Here is a 22,762-nt window from a genome sequence, read left to right as displayed (position 1 = left end):
GTTTATGCTCCTCTCTTACGCTTCTTGCTCTGTTGTTTCGTCTTCAATACCTAATTCTTTTTTAATCCAGTCGTAACCTTCAGCTTCTAGACGTTGTGCAAGCTCAGGGCCACCAGATTTAACGATACGACCGTTCATCATAACGTGAACGAAGTCTGGAGTGATGTAGTTTAATAAACGTTGGTAATGCGTAATCATTAGGCAACCGAACTCTTCGCCGCGCATTTCGTTAATACCTTTAGATACAACTTTTAATGCATCGATATCAAGACCTGAGTCAATTTCATCTAAGATTGCGATTTTTGGCTCAATCATCATTAATTGAAGAATTTCGTTACGTTTTTTCTCTCCACCAGAGAAACCTTCGTTTAAGTAGCGTTGTGCCATTTCTGGATCCATTTCTAGGAATTCCATGTTTTTATCTAATGTACGGATAAATTTCATAAGAGAAATTTCATCGCCTTCTTCACGACGTGCATTAATTGCAGAACGTAAGAAGTCAGCGTTTGTTACTCCGCTAATTTCACTTGGATATTGCATTGCTAGGAATAGACCCGCTTGTGCGCGCTCGTCTACTTCCATTTCTAATACATCTTCACCGTCGATGATGATGCTACCTTCTGTTACTTCATACTTTGGGTGACCCATAATTGCAGAAGATAAAGTTGATTTACCTGTTCCGTTAGGTCCCATAATTGCGTGGATTTCTCCACCTTTTACTTCAAGGTTTACACCCTTTAAAATTTCTTTGCCATCAATTGATACGTGTAAGTCTTTAACCGTTAATGTAGAACCAGCCATCTCAATACCTCCATTAATCCTATATATACATTTTAAAAATTCCTAAAACGTTCATATTCTCATTTTATTCTCATTCTAATTTTATATCAAATAAAATGATATCGCAAACGACGAAAAAAAGTAACCGTTTTTTCACAAATGTATATAAGTATTTCCTTCACATCTTTCTATGATACACCTTTCTTCTTATTTATATAAAGAAAAAAGGACTGGTAATTTTCCAGCCCTTTCCTTATATTTATTCACTTACCGGAAGTACAGCACCTTTATATTCTTTATTAATAAAATCTTGAATTTTTTTTGAATGTAGCACTTCTACTAGCTCTTTAATTTCTTTTTTCTTCTCATCACCTTTACGAACTGCAATGATGTTTGCATACGGAGAGTCTGATCCTTCAATCGCAATTGCATCCTTTGTTGGATTTAATTTTGCATCAATTGCATAGTTTGAATTAATAAATAAAGCATCTCCCTCATTATTTTCATACAATTTCGGTGAAAGTCCAGGTTCAACATCTGTTTTAAATTTTAAGTTTTTCGGGTTTTCTACAACATCTTTTACTGTTGCTTTAACAACATCTACTCCGTCTTTTAATTTAATAACGCCGCCTTTTTGTAACAGCGCTAGCATGCGGCCACGCTCCGCTACGTTATTACTCATAATCACTGTCCCGCCATCTGGTAGGTCTTTTAAGCTTTTATATTTCTTAGAATAAATACCCATTGGCTCTAAATGGATTTTTCCTGCGTTTACAATTTTATATCCCTTTTCTTGAATTTCTTTATCTAAGTAAGGAATATGCTGGAAGTAGTTCGCATCAATTTCTTTATCCGCTAACGCTTTATTTGGCAGTACATAATCCTGGAACTTTTTAATCTCTAACTTAATGCCTTTTTTCTCTAATATCGGCTGTGCCTTCTCTAAAATAACAGCGTGTGGCACGTTAGAAGCTCCCACAACAAGCTTATTCTCCTCTTTTCCTCCGCAAGCAGCTAATGTAAATACAGACAACGCTGTAACAACTGACAGTAGAACCTTTTTCATATGATTTCCCCTTCTCCCCAATGGTTATGTAGTTATAAAAAGAGCCGGCATACACCAGCCCTTTTCAGCAATTATTCTTTTACAGGAACAACTGCCCCTTTATATTCTTTATTAATGAAGTCTTCAATTTCTTTAGAATGCAATACTTCTACAAGAGCTTTAATCTCTTTCTTATCTTTATCGCCTTTACGAACAGCTACTATGTTTGCGTATGGTGAATCATTTCCTTCAATTGCAATTGCATCTTTTTCCGGATTTAACTTTGCATCAATTGCATAGTTAGAGTTAATTAAAACAGCGTCGCCTTCTTTATTGTTATACACTTGTGGCAATAAACCAGGCTCGATATCCGTTTTGAATTTTAGATTTTTCGGATTATCTGCAATATCTTTTGTAGTTGCTTTAACTGGATCTATTCCGTCTTTAATTTTTAAAATACCTTCTTTTTGTAAAATTGCTAAACCACGTCCGTGGTCAGCAACTGAATTACTCATAATAATTGTCGCACCATCTGGAAGCTCTTTTAGACTCTTATACTTTTGAGAGTACACACCAATTGGTTCTAAATGAATCTTTCCTGCTACTTCAAAGTCATACTTTTTATCTTTAATTTCTTTTTCTAAATACGGAATGTGCTGGAAGTAGTTTGCATCTAATTCCTTATCCGCTAACGATTTATTTGGTAATACGTAGTCTTGGAATTTTTTAATTTCTAATTCAATTCCTTTTTTCTCAAGTAACGGTTTTGCCTTTTCTAAAATAACAGCGTGCGGTACGTTAGAAGCACCAACAACAAGTTTCTTTTCATCTTTATCTTTCCCGCCACAAGCAGCTAATCCAAAAATTGAAGTTGAAATAAGTGCCGTAAGTAATAATTTTTTCATTTGAAACATCCTCCCGTTTTTCATTATCGTTTATCTATTCGAGTCGTTAAACTATCACCAATCCACTGAATTAAAAATACAACTAGTAATACACAAATTGTCGCAACGATTGTTACATCGTTATTCCCTCTTTGGAATCCTTCTAAGTAAGCAAGTGTTCCAAGGCCACCAGCACCAACAACTCCTGCCATTGCTGTATAGCCTACTAAAGCAATTGTCGTAACCGTAATACCAGATACTAATGCTGGTAACGATTCTGGAATTAACACTTTCAAAATAATTGTGCTTGTTTTTGCTCCCATTGCTTTTGAAGCTTCAATTACACCTTTATCAATTTCGCGAAGTGCGATTTCAACCATTCTCGCGTAGAATGGTGCCGCTCCAATAATTAAAGCCGGCAAAGCTGCACTTGCTCCAAGAATTGTTCCAAGAAGAATCTTTGTGAATGGGATTAATAAAATAATTAAAATGATGAATGGTATAGAACGGAATATATTTACGAATGCTCCAATCACCGTATTAATTGATTTGTTTTCCCATAAATTATCTTTTGCTGTCATGAAGAGTAACAATCCTAAAATGAGTCCTAAAACAAATGTCGCAAGAGCTGCGATTGCCGTCATATATAACGTTTCACCAGTTGCTTCTAACATTTGATTCCAATCAACATTTGTGAGTAACTTATCCATGTGCAATCACCTCCAGCTCTACTTGATCTTGATGAATTCCTTCTATTGCTTGCTGGATTGCTGTTTCCTCACCATTTAAATGAACAACTAAACTACCGTAAGAACCGTTATTCGTTTGTGCGATATTTCCTTGCAAAATGCTAACTTCTATGTCACTGCGTTGCATCAATCGTTGAAGCACTGGTCTTTCTACAGCCTCACCGATAAACTGCAAACGAATTACTTTTCCATCTGGATATTTTTCAATTAAACTTTCAATCGTTTCATTTGTATCTTCAGAATCCGTTAACTGCTGTACAAATCGTTTCGTAATATCTTGCTTCGGATTACGGAATACATCAAGTACTGGACCTGTTTCTACAATCTTTCCTTTCTCCATTACCGCAACACGATTACAAATCTTTCGAATTACGTGCATCTCATGTGTAATGAGTACAATTGTTAAACCAAGGCGCTTATTAATGTCTAATAGTAAATCCAAAATTTGATCTGTCGTTTCCGGATCAAGAGCTGACGTTGCTTCGTCACATAAAAGCACTTGTGGATTGTTAGCTAATGCTCTTGCAATCCCGACGCGTTGCTTTTGTCCCCCGCTCAGCTGAGATGGGTACGCGTCTCCTCTTCCTTCTAATCCAACAAGATGAATTAATTCATCAACACGTTTTCTTCTCTTCGCTTTATCAACACCTGCAATTTCAAGTGGAAACTCTATATTTTCACGTACAGTTCGTGACCAAAGTAAGTTGAAGTGCTGAAAAATCATTCCGATTTCTTGCCTTGCCTTACGAAGTTCACTTCCTGTAATTGCTGATATAACACGATTTGCAATTGTAATTTGGCCAGAAGTCGGTTTCTCTAACTGATTAAACAATCTGATTAAAGAACTTTTCCCAGCGCCGCTATATCCAATAACACCAAATATTTCACCTTTTTCTATTTTTAAATTGGCGTTATCTACAGCAGTGACATCACCGCTTTTCGCCTTATATATTTTCTTTACGTTCTCTAATAGAATCATGATGTTCACCCCTTTTTTAAATAAAAAGCGCAAGCGGATCGTTTAGAACAAGAGGGCGTTTGAATCCCTGACGTAGAGGCGCTTTTTGCCTCATAGGAAGGGATGAAACGACCGACTGTTCTAGCCGCTGGAGCTAGATTTCATAAAGATTTTAGGTCGACTCCGCAATTTTTTATTTTTAATGCGTGTAGTCCACTGTTATCATTACTTTTATTATTTGAATGTCCTCCACATTCAAACAATAAAAAAACCTTTCTGCTTTAGAGAAGCAGAAAGGTTTTTATGCGTATATAACAACATTATCCCTCTCTCTCATCTCTCAAAGCATTTGCTTTGCAGGAATTGGCACCATTTCAACATAAGTTGACGGTTGCCGGGCTTCACAGGGCACAGTCCCTCCACCTCTCTTGATAAGAGAAATCAGATTCAATTTTCGTCTGATTTGAAATTTATGAAATTGTCTATATTTTATGACTTGAATTGTATCAATATACACTCACCATGTCAACAGAAATTTTCGCAAAAAATGAAACTTCAGAATTTTAAGCACCTACTGACATCGGTTTACATATATGAAACATCGATTCCACTAATAACATCGTTCGGTACGTTCCCGAATATTGTACACGTCCATCATTCATTAGCATTTGCAATCGTACATTTCCATTCACCAATTGTTCTATATCCTTTTCATCTAAGCAAATGATTTGTTCCGTTCCTCTTTCTTCATGTACCAGCTCTATATAATCTCTTGAAATTTGTAACGAACAACTTTCATCTCCAAAACGAAAATTAACAGTTTTTTCTTCTTGTCTTAAAAGCGGTTCTAAATGATATTGAGCATTAGCGTAATTTACAAATGATTGAAGCAAAGAATATAATCTCACCCTAAATCACATCCTTCATATCACTTTCTATTACATACCATTCCCTCTCACTAAAGAGCAATCCTGTTATTTTCGCTCGACAAATACTGTATCCACCCTGCATCTCGACATATTTCCCAAGAAATATGTCGAGGCGGCAAAAATTTTGCCGCCTACTTTAATTCCGTATATAAATATTCAACCGAATGAAATGCGTATATCTTCTTCATCAGTGTCCCATTTTCAAAAACAAGTAAACAAGGTACACTTTCAATCCCATACTCTTTCGCTAAATGCGGAGCATAATTTAAATCTAACATCCCAATTTTGAGGCCTTCAATTGTCATCTCAACGACTGTTAACATCTTTTTTGCTAATTGGCATGTTCCACACATTGGAGTATATACATATAATACTGTTTTTTCTTCGTTCTCTATTAGGGCTGTAGCTTCGGCTCCTGTCCAATCAATCACTTCTATCATTCCTTACCGTAAATATTCTGTATAAACGTCAATGTCGGCTCCCCATAATACATTTGCTAAGTGTGTAGATGGCGCAGTTGCCACTTCTCGGTACGAGCGATCAATATAGATATGCTCGGCTTGCGGGAATTCTTTTCGAAATTGTTTCCTTAACTTTTCTCCAGCATCATCAGCATCCACTAGCACATACACTTCCTTATCAAAAAACTGATCAACGAGCTCATCCATTTTCGACAAACCAATTGTACCATTTGTACAAACAATTTCCACCGGTTCACGAATAATAGATTCAATCTTTCTTCTATCTGATGTACCTTCTACAATAATGACTTTTTCTACATAAATCATATGTCATCACCCGATCACCATATACTATATAACCTTGAACTTAGTATATAGTATATTCGTTATTTTCATGTTGTTTCCTGTTTATTTTTGCAAAAGAAAAGCGAAACCGACTGTTTAGCCCTGTTGGCTAAGGTTCTTCCGTACAGAAGACGCTTTTTGTCTTCTCGTGCGGAAGGTTCTTAGACATGAAGGGCTAGGAGTTGGAGCTAGACAATGAAAAGCGCAAGCGGCTCGTTTAGATTGTGAGGGGGATGGAGCTTCTGACGTAAAGGCGCTTTTGGCCTTGCAGGAAGAAGCGAAGCCACCGAACAATCTAGCCGCTGGAGCTAGACAATGAAAAGCGCAAGCGGCTCGTTTAGATTGTGAAGACTTATGAAACCTTACCACAAAACAGTTTTTCTCATAATAGCTTATTTATTTACATATAACTTGAATTTCATTATTTCACAAAAAATAAAAAAGGACAGCACAAAGGCTGTCCTTTAGTCGACTATAATTAGTCTTGGTTTGTCATTTCTGCATATTTTTCTGCAGTTAATAACTTCTCAACTTGGCTTGCATCAGAAAGTTCAACTTTAACCATCCATGCACCCTCGTATGGAGATTCGTTAACAAGTTCTGGTTGGTCACTTAATTCTTCGTTTACTGCTACAACTTTACCGCTTACAGGTGCGTATAACTCAGAAACTGTTTTAACAGATTCTACGCTTCCGAATGGCTCGTTAGCTTCGATTGTTGCACCTACTTCAGGAAGTTCAACGAATACGATATCGCCTAGCTCACCTTGTGCAAAGTGAGTGATACCGATAACAACTTCATTACCTTCAGTTTTTACCCATTCGTGTTCTTCAGAGTAACGTAAATTATTTGGAATGCTCATGACTGTACCTCCAGTGAATGTATTAATTATGTAAAAATACCTTATTGGTACTTTTTCCACACACTTTCAAACTGCTCTTCGTTAAAACCAAGTGTTACATTCGTTCCATCTGTTACAATTGGACGTTTAATCAACATGCCATCAGATGCTAAAAGCTCATACATTTCGTCTTCGCTTGCATCTTTCAACTTATCTTTTAGACCAAGTTCACGGTAACGCATTCCACTTGTATTAAAGAATTTTTTTAATGGTAATTCACTTTTTTCATGTAAATTACGTAAATCTTCTTTTGATGGTGGATTTTCAACAATATGAATCATCTCATATGCTACATCGTTTGCCTCAAACCATTTCTTTGCCTTTTGACATGTGCCACACTTTGGATATGAATAAAATGTTACTGTCATAAATTCACCTACTTTTTTACTAACCTTTACCTTTATCATATAGAAAACGTTTTATTATTTCAAACCATTATTCGCTAAACTTTTACTTATTTCGTGATAATTTTTAATAATCCTGCGAATTTTTCTTATTTTTCCGCCATTTGTTAAGAAAAAAATAAATATATAAATTTTTTAGATTCTGCACCAAACATATATCTTAAACAAGCGTTTGATTAATTCTCCATTTTCTTTCTTAACCTTTGAACTACAGGAGTTTCTTTCTACCGAACATACAGCTTAAACAAACGTTTGATTAATTCTCTATTTTTCTTTGTTAACCCTTGAGTTACATCGGTTTCTTCCTACCGAACATACAGCTTAAACAAACGTTTGATTAAAAAAATAAGAAGCCTTTTTTGCAGGCTCCTTCATTATCTATTTAAATAATCTGCAATTGTTTGAAATACGACGATATACATATTATGAATACTTTCTTCTGTATTTCCACCATTCGATAAACCAACTGCCCATTGTTGTCCTTCACCACTTCCGATATTCGCAAACCCTTGCGTATACATAGCATTTACATCTTTTCGGGCACTGTTATACTCTATCCCTTTTGTAATAAAAATCGAATATGATTTATCTTGTAAACCGATAAAAAACACTGGTTTCTTTAGTGATGAAAATACATTTTTATATTGCTCTGTTGAGGCTTCTTGAAAGTGATCTTTCATTATTAGAAAACCATCTACTTCCTTAGATTTCTTTTCCAGTTCCTCTAACTTCATTTCCTCAAACTTTATATTCCTAAACGTATCTTTCGGTTTTTCTCCAACAACTCCAATTACGAGTGCTCTTCCGTTATATTCTAATTTCTCTCCTTCTTTATCCTTTGCACACCCAGCACCGACTAGGCATATCAATATAAAAAATAAGAAATACGATAAACGCTTCATTTAGCACCCTCCCCTTCTTTTTAGTCAAGTGACAAAAACGTAAGGTTAATTCAAGAAAATGTAAGTAAAATCGATAGCCCAATTCACGTTTCTATATTATAATCAATTGAATTTACTTACATTACTAAACATAGGAGATCAACATGAAGAAATTTAAACTTTCATCTTTTCTTCCGTTAAGTTATATACTTCTACTCGTGCTCGTAAGTCCCCTTTACGACGTATTAAATAAATCGACTGTTCACGCAGTAGACGTTACAACTGTAGTAGATGATTGGATTCCATTTGTAAAAGCATTTATTATTCCTTATTTACTTTGGTTTCCATACTTATACGGCGCACTTATTTATTACTGCTTTGCTGACCGAAAGCAATATTATGTTACTTTAAGTAGTGTTATTTTTGGAAAGCTTGCTTGTTTTTCTATTTATTATTTTTGGCAAACAACTGTACCACGTCCGACTGTCGTTGGAACAGATGTATTTTCTGAACTAGTTCGCTATATTTATAGTATCGACCAGCCAGTAAACTGTTTCCCTAGCATTCACGTTCTTACTACATTTGTAATTATGTTAGCTGCCTTTAAGCGTAGAGAACAGCATGTTTTTGAATATTACATCCTTACTTTCTTCGGTACACTTATTATTTTATCAACGCTATTTACGAAGCAGCATGCCTTTGTAGATGCCGTTTCTGGAATGACGCTTGCAAGCATACTTTACTTCGGCGTTCAGCTCTTATTGGCCAAAGAACCAATAAGAGTTCCAGTAAAACAAAATCATAGAATGTAGCATGACAAAAAAGCAGACTGTGGCTTCAGTCTGCTTTTATCTATTATTAAGGAGATTTTCAATTTAAGATTGCGGTACAGTCATATCACCAGAATGAATACGACCTGCTTTTTTAAGAGCAATGTAAAGTATATAAGAAACAGCTACTGGAATGACGATATAAGTAATTACCATCGCCGGGAGAACTTCCCATCCTTGGCTGGAAATTAAATTAATTGGTGCGATAAGAGAACTTAATCCAAGACCTGCAATTTCCTTTCCTGCTTCCAGTTGGAAAATTAATGCTGATACTGGACCGACTATAGCACTGGCGACGACAGTTGGGACGAGAATCATTGGATTTTTAGTGATATTTGGCAATTGTACTTTCGGAGTACAAAGTGCTTGAGCTAATATGCCACCTAAATTGTTTTCTTTCGCTGAGATGACAGAGAATCCGATAAACTGAGCAACGCAGCCGGCAAGAGCAGCACCACCTGCAACACCGTCTAAGCTAAGTGCAATTGCTAACGCAGCTGATGAAGCTGGAGAGATAAGTAATAGTCCCCAAACTACTGCAATGACGATAGAAGCGATGAATGGGCTACCAGCTGAGCTATCTTTAATAAACGCTCCAACTGCATTTAAAACAGGAGTAATATTATGAGATAACCAAATGCCTACTAAACCAGAACCTAATATGGCCGCAAATGGAACGAGCATCATATCTAACGCAGTTTTTCCACTTAAACGTTTACCAATATATACAGCTAAAGTTGCTGTTAATAATGCACCGATTGGCTCACCTGTTTTAATAATTAGACCAGCTTCAGTAATTGAAATGGATCCGGCACCAATCGCTCCGGCTACCATCGCCGAGAAGATTACAAGACCGTTTGCACCGAGCATAAAAGCAATGCCGGCACCAATTGCCGGTGCCATTAGTGATTTTGCAACAACTCCGATTGTAATAAGTAATGGTATATCAACAATTCTTCCTATATTTTCGATCAGTAAACCAATTCCGAGGGATACGAAAATACCTTGTGCGATTCCAGCAGATGCTTTAAATACACGAGACATTATATATTCCTTCATTTGTTTCACCTTCTCCTATAAGTTAGTAACCAATTGTTTTCATATAATCACGTAAAATATCGTTTGATTTTGCGAATCGAGATTCTTCATCCTCTGTTAAATTGAGTTCTACAACTTCTCTTATACCGTCTCTAGTAATAATAGCTGGTACTCCTGTACAAATATCATATTCACCGTACTCACCATCTAAAATGGCTGATACAGCAATGACACGGTGATCATCATTAAAGATTGAACTCGCAATATATGCTAGAGAATTTCCAATCCCGTAATAAGTAGTTCCTTTACGTTTATAAATTTCCCAGCCAGCTTTTGCAGTCTTCTCAACAATTTCATCTAAATCTATTTCACCAAATCGTTCTTTTTGTTCTTCTAAAATTTGCAGAATTGGCTTTCCACCAACAGTTACATGAGACCAAGCAACCATTTGAGAATCACCATGTTCTCCTAATGAATACCCATGAATACTACGAGGATCTACATGTAGCATTTCAGATAAAATTGTTCTTAAGCGAGAAGAATCTAGTGATGTACCAGTACCGATTACGCGATTTCTAGGTAATCCAGATAATTTCCACACTTGATATGTAATAATATCAACTGGGTTCGATGCAAGTAAGAAAATACCATCAAATCCACTTGCCATTACACCACCAACAACACTTTCCATAATCTTCGCACTCGCTCCTAAAGTATCTAAGCGACTTTGTCCAGGTTTTGGTGCTGGCCCTGCTGTAATAATAACAATGTCCATATCTTTGCAGTCTTCATAGCTTCCTGCATATACTTTTGTTCTTGTATTTGTAAAGTTAATGCAATGTGATAAATCCATTGCTTCCCCAACTGCACGTTCATGATTTATATCAATTAATAATAGCTCTTCGCAAATACCTTGATTCACAATAGAATACGCACAACTTGATCCAACTAATCCAGTACCGATAATTGCAATTTTTCTTGTATGTCTTTTCATAGCAATCTCTCCTAATTGATCATATAATCTATTTCTTTTGTTCTTTACAATCCTAATTATAGAGGTTCTCACGATAGAAACCATGGATACTTTGTGAAATATTGAACAAAGTTTTTGTCCTTTTTGTGAATTGTTATATTCCATTTTCGTCATATTTGTTACAACTGGAAAAATATTTATTATGTATTTATTGACATATACAAAAAGAAAACGAGCGAATAAATTCGCTCGTCTTCTTTTTCCTGTTATTCCGCACTTAATTGACTTTTTAATTGCTGTACAATCATTGGATTAGCAGGTGCTGCCGGTTTGTAATAACTCTTTTGCTTTGCATACTCATACATATTACGTTGGCGCGCCTCGTCTTGATTACGAATTTGAATTAACGTTTGATGTAACTGTTCATTATCAGACTGAGCAATATAATTTGCATAGCTTGTTAAACTTGCATTTAATCCTGCTAAATAATCATTTACCATATCTTTTTCATTCATTTTCCGCTTCCTCCTATCCTAGGAAAGTCATTAATTGCTGTTTCGTATTTCGTGCATCTTGCGCATCTTTTTGTAGCATTTGTTTCAGTTGTGGATCTGTACACGTCTGTGCATACTGCTCCAACTTGTTAATAATTGTTGCGTGTCCACCAATTAAATGACGTAAATTTTCTACTTCAAGCTCTGTTAAGTTTTGCATATAACATACCCGCCTTTCTTTGTTCATTCATCATTAGTATTTGGTTCTTTTTGGATTGTATTCATCAACTTTTCCCACATATAAACAAAATAAAAGATGAATAGCTAGGCCATTCATCTTTTATGCTAAATATTCATTCAATTTTATAAAGAAACAATCATACTTATACTCACAAGTAGGTTCCATACAATATGTAAAATGATGCTAGGTAAAATAGATTGTGTTTTCTTATATAACATAGCAAATACAATCCCCATAATCATTGCCGTAACTGGAAAACCACCATGAAGAATCCCAAAGATAAAGGAAGAAATAATGATACCAACTAGAAAACTATATTTCTTTTCAAAAAATCGATACAAAATACCTCTATATAAAATTTCTTCTTTAATTGGTGTAATTATAGCAACACTTAACACATATATAATACTTTGTAGACTATTTTGAAGTCCTAAGCTCCCTAATTGATCTCGTTGCTGCTCTGCACTTTCAAAGCTAAACAACTCTAACATTACATACTGAGTTAATGCAATGATGATAAAACCTATTAATAAATACAAGTAGGTTTTCCCATTTTTTAAAATAGATACATCCCATATGTTCTTAATAAAATGAAGCACTGGTTTATACGCAAATAAAACAATAGTAACAACAGCTGCATCAAATAGAAGTAAATAATATCCCTCTAAATTAGCACGTAATACCTCTTCTCCAAAAATTCCAAGGGCTAAAGCAAGGAATAATCCCCCTAAGAGTGAGAACCCTAGAATGCTTGCAATCGTTACAACTAGATTTTTATATGTTATGTTATCTACTTCTCTTTCTGCATTATACGCGTCTAATACTGTTTTTCTCATACTATTCCTCCATTTGTTTTCATTACCTTAACAAAAAACCCTTTAATACAAATATATAGATAATATAACAATTTTTTCAAAAAGAATAATATGCAATTTTACATATCATGAAAGCTTTGTATTATATAGTTTTTGGAATTAGATTACTATATAATAATTATTAGATGAAATTCCAAAAATTTCTTATCTATCCACCATAACCCTCGCATCATATAAATTTTATTAGTTAAAGGAGCAATGAACATGAAAACACATGACTTCCTTACAGAAATCCAGAAGGGCTCTGAGCCTAGTCCATATCAAGATCCTACCGTATTCAGTTTCGTTTGCTTTTTCTTAGCCATATACACATTTTTCAAACCTGTAAAATAATATCATGTAATTCGAAAAAGCCTACCGCTCTTTTCGAATTATATGCACTAAAAAACCTTAGAATCACTTCTAAGGTTTTTGTTTGCCTCGCTTCTTATTCACGTAACCCTTTAATAAACGTTTCCAACAATACATGTAAACTTATATCTAAATCTAACGGCAAACCAAATCCGCCCTGTTGTTCAATCGAAGCAAATCCATGACAAATACTTCTGAATCCGCGTGTCGCATGAAGTGCATTCTCTCCTTCTAAGCCGTACTGTTGTAAAATCTGAAGACAAAGCTTTACAATTCCGTCACCTGCTTTTCTTACTTCTTCATCTCGTAAAAAAGTTGCTTCATATAGTCCAGGATGTTTTCGGACAAATGCTACATATGCTTCTCCTAATGCATGAATTGCTTCATCCATACGTTTATCCTCGGCTGCTTCTTCCAGTTTGTTATGCAGATGTTTTATTCCGTAAATACCAAGATGTTTCCGTACATCTTGTAACCCTTTTACATGATTATATAGTGAGGGCGAACGTATCCCTAATCTTTGCGCTAATGAAGCTAACGTTACTTCTTGTATTCCATTTGTATCTGCAATTTCTGCAGCTGTTTCTACAATTTTCTGTAATGTAAGTCCGATTCTCGGTGACATAAATTAACCCTCTTTCTTACTTTCTATATTCCGCTTCGCTTCCTTAATAGCAAGCTCTATGACAGCCCCTGGATCCTTTATCATTTTTCCGTGCCCTGCTGCAAGCAAGGAAGGCTCATATTCGCTTAGCTTCTGTGCACTTTGTAATGATATTTCTTTGCTCCACGTTGCCATCGCCGGAAACGGAAACCAAAATTTTATTTGTCCCGAAACGGCCATACCTCCTCTTGTTTGGAATGCATCCCCAACAATAAGAGCTTTATTTCTTACATCAAGAAACGACATGGAGCCCGGCGTATGTCCCGGTGTCATAATCGCAAGAAGCGATCCAACTCGGTCGCCATCTTCCAATAAAACATCAGGTACCGTTTTTAATTTTTTAGGTACACCGCCTTTTATCGGTATATTCGGTTCATCCTTTTGTAACGTCGTATCTCCTTCTAACAGCTTTGCGTCCCGCTTAGAAATATAGACTGGAACATGAGGAAGTACTTCCTTTAATGCGTCTAATGCACCAATGTGATCATCATGCGCATGTGTTAATACAATTTTAGTAATTGGTTTTCCTATTTTCTCAGCCGCCTGTAAAATACCTTTTGCGCTATATGGCAAAGCCGCATCAATTAAAGTTAAACCATCTTCTTCCTCTACAAAGTAACAATTTACAGGAAACGCTCTTGGCAAAAATGACAATTGATATAACGTTTTTTCATGTATCATCCTCATAGTCCCATCTCCCTTTTCACGAAAACTAATACCATTAGTTTTATTATACTAATGGTATTAGTTTTATGTCACTAAAAATTTCTTTTTTTCAAAAAAAAAGAACAGTAGCCATATAAACGACTACTGTTCTTTAAAGATATTAAACTGTGTAACGCTCATCTTCTAAAATTTTCGCAGCGATTTCACGTTTCTTCGGAATTACGTTAAGTGGTGTGTGGCGAGTTAATTTACGTAATGATGATAACATCATGCGCAGCATGTCGCCGTTTTCAACTGCGATAAGTGTTTCTTTCGCATCTGCTTCGATTTCGTTAAATGCTTCTTGGCAGAATACTTCAGTGTATAACACTTTTTGTTTATTCTTTTCAAGACCAGTTGTTTTGATTGCTTTTTCTGTACGAAGAACAGCTGATTCCATTGCGTATAGATTGCTTACGATGTCAGCGATATTTACCAGAATTTCTTGCTCTTTATCTAATGCTTTACCGTATTTTTGAGCCGCTAATCCAGCTACCATTAAGCCGATTTTCTTCGCATTAGTTACTAAATACTTTTGAAGTGCTAATGGCTCATCGCCTACTTCTTCTGGCATCATCATCATTAACTCTTCTTGTAATTTTTGTGCTTTTTGAAGAAGTGGTAATTCACCTTTCATCGCTTTACGTAAGAACGTACCTGGTACGATTAGGCGGTTAATTTCGTTCGTTCCTTCGAAAATACGGTTAATACGAGAATCACGGTACATTCTTTCAATCTCGTACTCTGCCATAAATCCGTAACCACCGTGAATTTGCACACCTTCATCTACTGTATAGTCTAATACTTCAGAACCGAATACTTTGTTTAAAGAGCACTCGATTGCATATTCAGCGATAGAAGCTGCTACTGCTTTACCATCTTTTACTTCTTCTTCAGATAATGTGCTCATGCGGCTTTCGAATAAACCTACTGTACGATATACAGAGCTTTCAGCTGCATATGTTTTTGCTGCCATATTCGCAAGTTTCTCTTGAATTAATGGGAAGCGAGCGATTGGTTGTTTGAACTGTTGACGTTGGTTTGCATATTGTGCTGAAATTTCTACTGCACGTTTCGCAGATCCAACTGTACCAACACCTAATTTATAACGACCGATATTTAAAATGTTGAATGCGATAATATGACCTTTACCGATTTCACCAAGTAAGTTTTCTTTCGGTACTAACGCATCTTCTAAAATTAACGTACGAGTTGAAGAACATTTAATACCCATTTTCTTTTCTTCTGGGCTTGTAGATACGCCAGCGTAGTCTTTCTCTACGATAAATGCTGAGAAGTGCTCTCCATCGATTTTTGCATATACAATAAATACGTCAGCGAATGCAGAGTTTGTAATCCACTGTTTTTCACCGTTTAATACGTAATGTGTACCTTCTGCATTTAAACGTGCAGTTGTTTTTGCACCTAATGCGTCAGATCCTGAACCTGGCTCTGTTAATGCGTATGCAGCTAATTTTTCACCAGTTGCAAGTAATGGTAAATACTTTTTCTTTTGCTCTTCGTTACCGAATAATACGATTGGTAAAGATCCGATACCTACGTGAGCACCGTGAGTAATTGCAAAGCCACCAGCGCGAGAGAATTTCTCTGCGATTAACGCTGAGCTTACTTTATCAAGACCAATTCCGCCGTACTCTTCTGGTACGTCAGCGCCTAATAAACCAAGTTCCCCAGCTTCTTTTAAAAGACGAACTGAACGATCAAACTCATGTTGCTCTAAATATTCAAGCTCTGGAAGAACTTCATTTACAATAAAGTCCTCTGTCGTTTTTGCAATCATTTTATGCTCAGATGAAAAATCTTCTGGCGTAAACACTTGATCAATCGTAATCTCATCTACTAAAAAGCTACCGCCTTTAACCGCATTTCCTACTGTTTTTTCCATGAAAATTTCCTCCTTCATATTTTCATGAGCCGCTTCTCTCTTTTTGAAAGAAGCTGGCTCTCCCTTTTTTTATAAACCTTTGTTGCTTCCATTCTTTGCTTTAGCGTCGTCTCGTTCTGAGCGAACCGCTTCCACTTTTTTACAATCCAGTTCCAGTGGCTAAAACAGTCGGTCGTTTCACCCCTTCCTGTGAGGCAAAAAGCGCCTCTTCGTCAGGGCTTCCAACGCCCTCCTGTTCTAAACGAGCCACCTGCACTTTTTATCTAATCCAGTTCCAGCGGCTAGAATGTTCGGTGGCTTCGCTTCTTCCTGCGAGGCAAAGAACGCCTCTACGTCTGAAGCTCCATCCCCCTCTCATTCTGAGCGAGCCGCTTCCACTTTTTTTAAAGTAATTCAAATACTCCCGCTGCTCCCATTCCGCCGCCGATACACATTGTTACGATACCGAATTGTTCGTTGCGGCGTTTCATTTCGTGAATAAGAGATAGTGTTAGTTTTGCTCCTGTACAGCCAAGTGGATGTCCAAGTGCGATTGCACCACCGTTTACGTTTACTTTTTCTTCATCTAAACCAAGTTCACGAATAACTTGAATTGATTGAGAAGCGAATGCTTCATTTAGTTCAAATAAGCCAATATCAGATAGCTCTAAGCCAGCTAGTTTTAACGCTTTTGGAATTGCAGCGATTGGGCCGATTCCCATTACTTCTGGTGGTACGCCAGCTACTGCAAATGAACGGAATTTCGCAAGTGGCTTCATGCCATCGCTCACTGCTTTTTCGCGATCCATTAATAGTACAGATGCTGCACCGTCACTCATTTGTGAAGAGTTACCAGCTGTTACAGAACCGCGAACGTTAAATGCTGGACGTAATTTACCTAAAATGTCTAGCGTCGTCTCTGCTCTTACACCTTCATCTTGTGCGAAAATGATTGTTTCTTCTTGCAGTTTATTGTTTGAGCCAACCGAGCGTAACGTCACATCTACAGATACTGTTTCATCAGCAAAGTTTCCTGCCGCTAATGCTTTGGCAGCACGTTGATGACTTCTTACTGCAAATGCATCTTGCTCTTCACGAGAAATTCCATATTTCACAGCAACTTGCTCTGCTGTATGTCCCATACCCATATAATATTCCGGAGCCGCTTCTACAAGGCGACTATTCGGACGAACAACGTGTCCCATCATTGGAACTAAACTCATTGATTCCGCTCCGCCTGATAATACAGCTTCAGAGTGACCAAGCATAATGCGCTCTGCTCCGTAAGCGATACTTTGTAAACCAGAAGAACAGTAACGGTTAATTGTAATAGCTGGAACATCGTAAGAAAGTCCTGCTAATCCGCCGATATTACGAGCCATATTTAAACCTTGCTCTGCTTCTGGCATCGCACAACCGAAAATTAAATCATCGATTGGTCCTTCATAATTCGCACGCTTTAACGTTTCCTTTACTACTAACGCCCCTAGATCGTCAGGACGAACTGTTTTTAATGAACCCCTCTTTGCTTTTCCAATTGGTGTTCTTGCTCCCGCAACAATGACAGCTTCTCTCATGAACGATATCTCCCCTCGTTATTAGTTACGTAATGGCTTTCCTTTTACAAGCATGTGCTGCATTCTTGCTTGTGATTTCATCTCACTTACTAAGCTAATAAATGCTTCACGTTCTACATCTAATAAATATTGCTCATCAACTTCTGTTCCGTACGGTACTTTTCCGCCCGCAATGACATATGCAAGTTTCTTAGCAATGTGAAGATCGTACTCTGAAATGTAACCAGATAAATGCATTGCTTCCGCACCAAGTGCAAGAGTTGCATATCCTGTTTCCCCAACAACTGGTATCTTTTTGCGGATCGGCGCTTTATAACCAGCTTCATATAAAGCAAGTGCTTTCTGTTTCGCATCGTATAGTAAGTGATCACCATTCACACTAATACCATCTTTATCACCTAAGAAGTTATGAGAAACTGCTTCTTGTCCTGAAGTTGAAACTTTCGCCATTGCGACTGTTTCGAACACTTTATTTGCAACTTTTTGCAGATCAAACTCTACACCGTTTGCCATTTTGTTTAAGTGTTTAATGTATAGCTCTTTATTACCGCCTCCGCCAGGGATTAAGCCAACACCAACTTCTACTAAGCCCATATACGTTTCACTAGAAGCTTGAATGCTCGCTGCTGGTAAGCAAACTTCTGTACCTCCGCCAAGCGTCATACCATATGGTGCTGCTACAACTGGCTTAGAAGAGTACTTAATTTTCGTCATTGCATCTTGGAAGTTTTTCACAACTAACTCAATTTCAAAGTAGTTGTCGTCTTGTGCTTCCATTAAGATCATTGCTAGGTTCGCACCAACGCAGAAGTTCTTCGATTGGTTACCGATAACAAGACCTTTATAATTCTTTTCTACTTCATCAACAGCGTAGTTAATCATTTGCGTAATATCCATACCGATTGCATTGCTCTTCGAATGGAACTCTAAGCAAAGGATGCCGTCGCCTAAATCAATTAAGCTCGCTCCGCTATTTTTCTTTAATACACCATTTTTCGCTTTTAATTGCTTAAGAGAAATTGCTTTTTTATTACGCTCGATTAGCTTATATTCGCCATTATCGTAATAGTAGCTATCGCCGTTATCATGTTTATAGAAAGTAGTGAAACCTTTCTCTAACATTTCTTTCACCCAAGTAGGAACAACTACGCCGTTTTCTTCCATCTTTTGAACAGATTTTTCAACGCCGATTGCATCCCACACTTCAAATGGCCCTTGCTCCCATCCAAAGCCCCACTTCATCGCTTGGTCAATTGCAACGATATCGTCAGCAATTTCTTTATGAAGTTTTGCAGAGTATAAAAGAGTTGGTGTAATGATGTTCCATAATAACTCTCCTGCACGGTCTTTTGCGTATACAAGCGCTTTCAATTTATTCGCTAATCCTTTTTCTTGTTTACTTAACTCTACGGATGCAGCTTTTAATTTTTTACGCGCTTCGTATTCCATCGTTTCAGGATTTAATTCTAAAATTTCTTTTCCTTGTTTTAAGAAGAAGCCTTGACCCGTTTTACTTCCAAGCCATTTTTTCTCCAGCATGTCATGCATGAAAGCTGGTACTTTAAATACATCACGCTCTTCTTCTTGCACATTTTCATATACGTTATTTGCAACGTGTACGAATGTATCTAAACCGACAACATCTAATGTGCGGAACGTTGCGCTCTTCGGACGACCAATAAGTGGGCCTGTTACAGAATCAACTTCCCCAATGCTATAGCCGCGTTTTACCATCTCTTGAAGAGTAACAAGTAAACCGTACGTACCGATGCGGTTTCCAATAAAGTTTGGTGTATCTTTTGCGATAACAACGCCTTTTCCAAGAACGTCTTCGCCAAATAGTTTCATGAAGCTTAATACTTGTGGATCTGTTTCTTTCGTCGGTATTACCTCTAGAAGTTTTAAATATCGTGGTGGGTTAAAAAAGTGTGTGCCTAAGAAGTGTTTCTGGAAGTCGTCTGAACGACCTTCTGCCATTTTTTCAACTGAAATACCTGACGTATTCGAGCTTACGATAGAACCCGGTTTACGAACCGCATCTACTTTTTCAAATAGTTTCTTTTTAATATCTAAGTTTTCAACTACTACTTCAATAATCCAATCTACATCAGCTAGACGCTCAAGGTCATCTTCTAAGTTACCTGCTTCAATCAGTGCTAAATTTCCTTTCACTGTCAGAGGAGCTGGTTTTTGCTTTAATAGTTTTTGCACAGCCGTATTACTAAAACGATTTCTCACACTTTTATGTTCTAATGTAAGTCCCTTCGCTTCTTCTTCTTTCGTAAGCGCAGGTGGTACAATATCAAGCAATAATGTCGGAATACCAATATTAGCTAAGTGTGCCGCAATTCCCGAACCCATTACGCCTGAACCTAGAACAGCAGCCTTTTTAATTTGGAACATCCAATTCTCCCCCTATTCTTGAATGAATGCTCATTCAATTTTTCGACATAAGTCGCAATCAATGAGTGAGCCTCTACTAATAAATATATGATACTGTTTAAATTTTCGCAATATATTTATTGATAAAATTTTCTGAAATAAATATTTTTCTTTTATTTGCCCATGCTATATATGTATTTTCTTCGCTAAAATACACTTTCCCTTTTTATAATCTGACGAAACTGGAGGAATATATATGGCAAAACTTAAGAAGAACCCTTCAAAGGCTGGAATTAGTGCAGCTAGTGTAACTGGAAACGCAGGTCCGCATAACCACGGCGTGGAAAAAGGACGTCAAGGTAATAACCAACAATATAAAAAGCATAATATGGGCGAAAAATAACGCTATATTTTTGGGCAGAGAACGTGGCATAATGATTAATGGCTGCTTTTTCTGCCCAATTTATTTGTAACAAATGAGGGAATTATAATGAAACGAACAATAGTTATGATTGTAATGATTGCCACACTATTTACAGGGATGATTTTCTTCTCTTATGCACAAAGGCAACAAGCTGTAAGAGCTGATCAACCTAATATTACTGGGCAATATGGAGTTACAATCGATGCAGACACAGGTGAAGTTTTGTATGGAAAACGCGAAGACGAACGCTCTTATCCGGCTAGTATAGCCAAAATGATGACAACCCTTCTTTTACTAGAGAATGTAAAAGAGGATGAAGAAATTACAGTTACAGAAAACGCAATTAAAACAGAAAGTCAAAGTAAGAAAATTAAACTTCGTGCTGGAGAAAAATTAAAGCGTGATGAGGCATTAAAACTGATGCTTATCATTAGTGCAGATCCAATAGCTGAATCCATCGCAGAACATATTGCAGGATCAAAAAATGAATTTGTAAAAATGATGAATGCTAGAGCGAAGGAACTCGGTACAAAGCATGCGACTTTCAAGAACGCAAGTGGTGCTGATGCACTTGGAAATAAAGTATCGCCATATGACATTGCTATTATTACGAAAGAAGCATTAAAGTATCCAGTTGTTTTAGAATATATGAATTCAACACGTACAACTCTACATACTTCAGAACGCTCTCCAAACATCGCAAACTACGGACGAGAAGAACTATATGACGATCCATATGCGATTGGAAGTAAAAGCGGTCTATCAGCACTTGGCAAATATACAGTCGTAACAGTGGATGAAAAAGACGGTAAACGCGTCATTAACGTCGTATTATCTTCTACTCGCGCGCAACTATATCCTGATACGAAGAAAATGGCACATTATGCATTTCAGCAATTAAAATAACCAAGGAGTATTTTCTCCTTGGTTATTTTTTAACCATACCTTTTAATACGAACGCAACGTTTGCTGGACGCTCTGCTAGACGACGCATGAAATATCCATACCAGTCGTTTCCATAAGGTACGTAAACACGCATTTTGTAACCTTCTTTTACTAGCTCAAGTTGACGCTCATTACGAATACCATATAACATTTGGAATTCAAATTGATCCCTTGGAATATTATGTTCTTCAGCAAGTTTTTTTGTATATTCAATAATCGCTTCGTCATGTGAAGCAATTGCAGTATAATTTCCATTTAATAAGTGCATTTTAATAATCTTTTTATAATTGTCATCTACATCTTTCTTGTCCGGGAACGCCACTTCTTCAGGTTCTTTATAAGCTCCTTTTACAAGACGTAAATTAGGTTTATAAGCATTTAAATCCTCAATATCTTTTTCTGTACGATATAGGTAAGCTTGAATAACAGTACCAATATTATCGTACTCAGATTTTAACTGTTTAAAGATATCAATTGTCTTTCCGCAGCGTGTATAATCTTCCATATCAATTGTAACGAACACACCATTTTCTTTTGCAGCTTCTAAAATACGGCGCATATTGTTCATTACGATTTCATCAGAGATATCTAATCCCATAGAAGTCATCTTTAAAGAAAGCTGTGAATCAAGACCTTCTCTTCCAATTGCACGGATCGCTTCAATCGATTGGTTAGCCATTTCATTTGCTTCCGCTTCATTATCAACGAATTCACCTAAATAATCGATTGTTACACAAAGACCTTGCTTATTTAATTGTTGAATGGCAGCTGTCGCTAATTCAATCGTCTCCCCTGCGACGAAGCGACCTGCACCAAAGCGTAAACCGTACTTTTTAGCCAGTTTTGTTAGCGCTTTATTTTTAGATAAGAAAAGAAACGAATTTCGCATTAATTGTTCCATGTAATTCACCCCTATGACTGTAATTTATCTGTTTTTTACCCCTCTTCAAAATTATATCATTGTTTAAAATTATTGGATACAAATAATTATTTAGATAATTTATAAAATACTATAAAAACATTTAAAAACCTATATTTCTG

Annotated in this window: 25 protein-coding genes and 1 riboswitch; of the genes, 3 read left to right on the top strand and 22 right to left on the bottom strand. The window is 36.7% G+C overall.

Annotated features, from left to right (window positions below; translation table 11 throughout):
- Positions 1-15 precede the first annotated feature (15 nt).
- The 11 genes from sufC to ACTFP3_RS26400 form a co-directional block, all read right to left on the bottom strand.
- Positions 16-801 (bottom strand): Fe-S cluster assembly ATPase SufC, encoded by a 786-nt coding sequence (sufC, locus tag ACTFP3_RS26450; protein ID WP_000929160.1) that lies wholly within the window; start codon positions 799-801, stop codon positions 16-18.
- Positions 802-1,039: 238 nt separating this feature from the next.
- On the bottom strand, positions 1,040-1,846 hold the full coding sequence (metQ, locus tag ACTFP3_RS26445) for a methionine ABC transporter substrate-binding lipoprotein MetQ (RefSeq protein WP_440011672.1): 807 nt from the start codon (positions 1,844-1,846) through the stop codon (positions 1,040-1,042).
- A gap of 71 nt (positions 1,847-1,917) precedes the next feature.
- Positions 1,918-2,730, bottom strand: coding sequence for a methionine ABC transporter substrate-binding lipoprotein MetQ (gene metQ / locus ACTFP3_RS26440; protein WP_000735102.1), 813 nt, complete (start codon positions 2,728-2,730; stop codon positions 1,918-1,920).
- 23 nt (positions 2,731-2,753) lie between these two features.
- Positions 2,754-3,419 carry a methionine ABC transporter permease gene (locus ACTFP3_RS26435; RefSeq protein ID WP_000359557.1) on the bottom strand — a complete coding sequence of 222 codons (666 nt, stop codon included), beginning with the start codon at positions 3,417-3,419 and terminating at the stop codon, positions 2,754-2,756.
- Positions 3,412-4,437: a methionine ABC transporter ATP-binding protein gene (locus tag ACTFP3_RS26430; protein ID WP_000601775.1), complete on the bottom strand. Its 1,026-nt coding sequence runs from the start codon at positions 4,435-4,437 to the stop codon at positions 3,412-3,414. Before ACTFP3_RS26430 ends, ACTFP3_RS26435 begins: the two co-directional genes overlap by 8 nt.
- A gap of 309 nt (positions 4,438-4,746) precedes the next feature.
- Positions 4,747-4,854: riboswitch (SAM riboswitch) on the bottom strand.
- A gap of 125 nt (positions 4,855-4,979) precedes the next feature.
- The gene (locus ACTFP3_RS26425; RefSeq protein WP_001242136.1) at positions 4,980-5,324 is read right to left on the bottom strand and encodes a hypothetical protein; all 345 of its coding nucleotides are present in this window, start codon (positions 5,322-5,324) and stop codon (positions 4,980-4,982) included.
- Positions 5,325-5,476: 152 nt separating this feature from the next.
- Entirely contained in the window at positions 5,477-5,785 is a 309-nt protein-coding gene (locus tag ACTFP3_RS26420) for a thioredoxin family protein (protein ID WP_002025020.1), read from the bottom strand.
- 3 nt (positions 5,786-5,788) lie between these two features.
- Positions 5,789-6,133 carry a toprim domain-containing protein gene (locus ACTFP3_RS26415; RefSeq protein WP_000640870.1) on the bottom strand — a complete coding sequence of 115 codons (345 nt, stop codon included), beginning with the start codon at positions 6,131-6,133 and terminating at the stop codon, positions 5,789-5,791.
- A gap of 496 nt (positions 6,134-6,629) precedes the next feature.
- The gene (gcvH, locus tag ACTFP3_RS26410) at positions 6,630-7,013 is read right to left on the bottom strand and encodes a glycine cleavage system protein GcvH (protein WP_000026897.1); all 384 of its coding nucleotides are present in this window, start codon (positions 7,011-7,013) and stop codon (positions 6,630-6,632) included.
- Between the two features lie 41 nt (positions 7,014-7,054).
- A complete protein-coding gene (locus tag ACTFP3_RS26405) occupies positions 7,055-7,420 on the bottom strand; it encodes an arsenate reductase family protein (protein ID WP_000218968.1) in 366 nt (121 codons plus the stop codon).
- 410 nt (positions 7,421-7,830) lie between these two features.
- A complete protein-coding gene (locus ACTFP3_RS26400; protein ID WP_000826874.1) occupies positions 7,831-8,358 on the bottom strand; it encodes a hypothetical protein in 528 nt (175 codons plus the stop codon).
- Between the two features lie 143 nt (positions 8,359-8,501).
- On the opposite strand from ACTFP3_RS26400, the gene ACTFP3_RS26395 reads away from it, so the two are divergent.
- On the top strand, positions 8,502-9,149 hold the full coding sequence (locus tag ACTFP3_RS26395; protein ID WP_000713775.1) for a phosphatase PAP2 family protein: 648 nt from the start codon (positions 8,502-8,504) through the stop codon (positions 9,147-9,149).
- 63 nt (positions 9,150-9,212) lie between these two features.
- Here ACTFP3_RS26395 and ACTFP3_RS26390 read toward each other — a convergent pair whose 3' ends face one another.
- The 10 genes from ACTFP3_RS26390 to ACTFP3_RS26345 form a co-directional block, all read right to left on the bottom strand.
- On the bottom strand, positions 9,213-10,226 hold the full coding sequence (locus tag ACTFP3_RS26390) for a PTS transporter subunit IIC (protein ID WP_000666172.1): 1,014 nt from the start codon (positions 10,224-10,226) through the stop codon (positions 9,213-9,215).
- Between the two features lie 22 nt (positions 10,227-10,248).
- Complete coding sequence (locus ACTFP3_RS26385; RefSeq protein ID WP_000820649.1) at positions 10,249-11,199, bottom strand: L-lactate dehydrogenase; 951 nt, start codon at positions 11,197-11,199, stop codon at positions 10,249-10,251.
- Between the two features lie 245 nt (positions 11,200-11,444).
- Positions 11,445-11,693: a spore coat protein gene (locus ACTFP3_RS26380; RefSeq protein ID WP_001002981.1), complete on the bottom strand. Its 249-nt coding sequence runs from the start codon at positions 11,691-11,693 to the stop codon at positions 11,445-11,447.
- A gap of 13 nt (positions 11,694-11,706) precedes the next feature.
- The gene (locus ACTFP3_RS26375; protein ID WP_001180555.1) at positions 11,707-11,892 is read right to left on the bottom strand and encodes a hypothetical protein; all 186 of its coding nucleotides are present in this window, start codon (positions 11,890-11,892) and stop codon (positions 11,707-11,709) included.
- Between the two features lie 143 nt (positions 11,893-12,035).
- Entirely contained in the window at positions 12,036-12,749 is a 714-nt protein-coding gene (locus tag ACTFP3_RS26370) for a CPBP family intramembrane glutamic endopeptidase (protein WP_001232991.1), read from the bottom strand.
- 466 nt (positions 12,750-13,215) lie between these two features.
- Complete coding sequence (locus ACTFP3_RS26365; RefSeq protein WP_326035836.1) at positions 13,216-13,764, bottom strand: TetR/AcrR family transcriptional regulator; 549 nt, start codon at positions 13,762-13,764, stop codon at positions 13,216-13,218.
- A 3-nt stretch (positions 13,765-13,767) separates the two neighbouring features.
- Positions 13,768-14,490: an MBL fold metallo-hydrolase gene (locus tag ACTFP3_RS26360; RefSeq protein WP_001242322.1), complete on the bottom strand. Its 723-nt coding sequence runs from the start codon at positions 14,488-14,490 to the stop codon at positions 13,768-13,770.
- 139 nt (positions 14,491-14,629) lie between these two features.
- Positions 14,630-16,414, bottom strand: a complete 1,785-nt coding sequence (locus ACTFP3_RS26355; protein ID WP_000416282.1) for an acyl-CoA dehydrogenase family protein — start codon at positions 16,412-16,414, stop codon at positions 14,630-14,632.
- Between the two features lie 383 nt (positions 16,415-16,797).
- Complete coding sequence (locus ACTFP3_RS26350; RefSeq protein ID WP_001206331.1) at positions 16,798-17,970, bottom strand: acetyl-CoA C-acetyltransferase; 1,173 nt, start codon at positions 17,968-17,970, stop codon at positions 16,798-16,800.
- 21 nt (positions 17,971-17,991) lie between these two features.
- Positions 17,992-20,373, bottom strand: coding sequence for a 3-hydroxyacyl-CoA dehydrogenase/enoyl-CoA hydratase family protein (locus ACTFP3_RS26345; RefSeq protein ID WP_000486377.1), 2,382 nt, complete (start codon positions 20,371-20,373; stop codon positions 17,992-17,994).
- 235 nt (positions 20,374-20,608) lie between these two features.
- Between ACTFP3_RS26345 and ACTFP3_RS26340 the strand changes: the two genes are divergently transcribed.
- A complete protein-coding gene (locus tag ACTFP3_RS26340) occupies positions 20,609-20,755 on the top strand; it encodes a YuzL family protein (RefSeq protein WP_001096344.1) in 147 nt (48 codons plus the stop codon).
- Positions 20,756-20,842: 87 nt separating this feature from the next.
- Positions 20,843-21,682, top strand: coding sequence for a D-alanyl-D-alanine carboxypeptidase family protein (locus tag ACTFP3_RS26335; protein ID WP_000831462.1), 840 nt, complete (start codon positions 20,843-20,845; stop codon positions 21,680-21,682).
- Positions 21,683-21,704: 22 nt separating this feature from the next.
- On the opposite strand, the gene ACTFP3_RS26330 is transcribed toward ACTFP3_RS26335, so the two are convergent.
- On the bottom strand, positions 21,705-22,622 hold the full coding sequence (locus ACTFP3_RS26330) for a proline dehydrogenase family protein (protein ID WP_000436783.1): 918 nt from the start codon (positions 22,620-22,622) through the stop codon (positions 21,705-21,707).
- Between the last annotated feature and the right edge of the window lie 140 nt (positions 22,623-22,762).

The sequence above is a fragment of the Bacillus cereus group sp. MYBK5-2 genome, from assembly GCF_051915685.1.
GTDB classification, from domain to species: domain Bacteria; phylum Bacillota; class Bacilli; order Bacillales; family Bacillaceae_G; genus Bacillus_A; species Bacillus_A cereus.
Note: the sequence above shows the minus strand (reverse complement) of the source record. Positions and strands in the feature narration are given on the sequence as shown.

Coding starts and splice junctions, on each gene's coding strand:
- sufC (WP_000929160.1), bottom strand. CDS start 801: ATGGCTGGTTCTACATTAACGGTTAAAGACTTACACGTATCAATTGAT.
- metQ (WP_440011672.1), bottom strand. CDS start 1,846: ATGAAAAAGGTTCTACTGTCAGTTGTTACAGCGTTGTCTGTATTTACA.
- metQ (WP_000735102.1), bottom strand. CDS start 2,730: ATGAAAAAATTATTACTTACGGCACTTATTTCAACTTCAATTTTTGGA.
- ACTFP3_RS26435 (WP_000359557.1), bottom strand. CDS start 3,419: ATGGATAAGTTACTCACAAATGTTGATTGGAATCAAATGTTAGAAGCA.
- ACTFP3_RS26430 (WP_000601775.1), bottom strand. CDS start 4,437: ATGATTCTATTAGAGAACGTAAAGAAAATATATAAGGCGAAAAGCGGT.
- ACTFP3_RS26420 (WP_002025020.1), bottom strand. CDS start 5,785: ATGATAGAAGTGATTGATTGGACAGGAGCCGAAGCTACAGCCCTAATA.
- ACTFP3_RS26415 (WP_000640870.1), bottom strand. CDS start 6,133: ATGATTTATGTAGAAAAAGTCATTATTGTAGAAGGTACATCAGATAGA.
- gcvH (WP_000026897.1), bottom strand. CDS start 7,013: ATGAGCATTCCAAATAATTTACGTTACTCTGAAGAACACGAATGGGTA.
- ACTFP3_RS26405 (WP_000218968.1), bottom strand. CDS start 7,420: ATGACAGTAACATTTTATTCATATCCAAAGTGTGGCACATGTCAAAAG.
- ACTFP3_RS26400 (WP_000826874.1), bottom strand. CDS start 8,358: ATGAAGCGTTTATCGTATTTCTTATTTTTTATATTGATATGCCTAGTC.
- ACTFP3_RS26395 (WP_000713775.1), top strand. CDS start 8,502: ATGAAGAAATTTAAACTTTCATCTTTTCTTCCGTTAAGTTATATACTT.
- ACTFP3_RS26390 (WP_000666172.1), bottom strand. CDS start 10,226: ATGAAGGAATATATAATGTCTCGTGTATTTAAAGCATCTGCTGGAATC.
- ACTFP3_RS26385 (WP_000820649.1), bottom strand. CDS start 11,199: ATGAAAAGACATACAAGAAAAATTGCAATTATCGGTACTGGATTAGTT.
- ACTFP3_RS26380 (WP_001002981.1), bottom strand. CDS start 11,693: ATGAATGAAAAAGATATGGTAAATGATTATTTAGCAGGATTAAATGCA.
- ACTFP3_RS26375 (WP_001180555.1), bottom strand. CDS start 11,892: ATGCAAAACTTAACAGAGCTTGAAGTAGAAAATTTACGTCATTTAATT.
- ACTFP3_RS26370 (WP_001232991.1), bottom strand. CDS start 12,749: ATGAGAAAAACAGTATTAGACGCGTATAATGCAGAAAGAGAAGTAGAT.
- ACTFP3_RS26365 (WP_326035836.1), bottom strand. CDS start 13,764: ATGTCACCGAGAATCGGACTTACATTACAGAAAATTGTAGAAACAGCT.
- ACTFP3_RS26360 (WP_001242322.1), bottom strand. CDS start 14,490: ATGAGGATGATACATGAAAAAACGTTATATCAATTGTCATTTTTGCCA.
- ACTFP3_RS26355 (WP_000416282.1), bottom strand. CDS start 16,414: ATGGAAAAAACAGTAGGAAATGCGGTTAAAGGCGGTAGCTTTTTAGTA.
- ACTFP3_RS26350 (WP_001206331.1), bottom strand. CDS start 17,970: ATGAGAGAAGCTGTCATTGTTGCGGGAGCAAGAACACCAATTGGAAAA.
- ACTFP3_RS26345 (WP_000486377.1), bottom strand. CDS start 20,373: ATGTTCCAAATTAAAAAGGCTGCTGTTCTAGGTTCAGGCGTAATGGGT.
- ACTFP3_RS26340 (WP_001096344.1), top strand. CDS start 20,609: ATGGCAAAACTTAAGAAGAACCCTTCAAAGGCTGGAATTAGTGCAGCT.
- ACTFP3_RS26335 (WP_000831462.1), top strand. CDS start 20,843: ATGAAACGAACAATAGTTATGATTGTAATGATTGCCACACTATTTACA.
- ACTFP3_RS26330 (WP_000436783.1), bottom strand. CDS start 22,622: ATGGAACAATTAATGCGAAATTCGTTTCTTTTCTTATCTAAAAATAAA.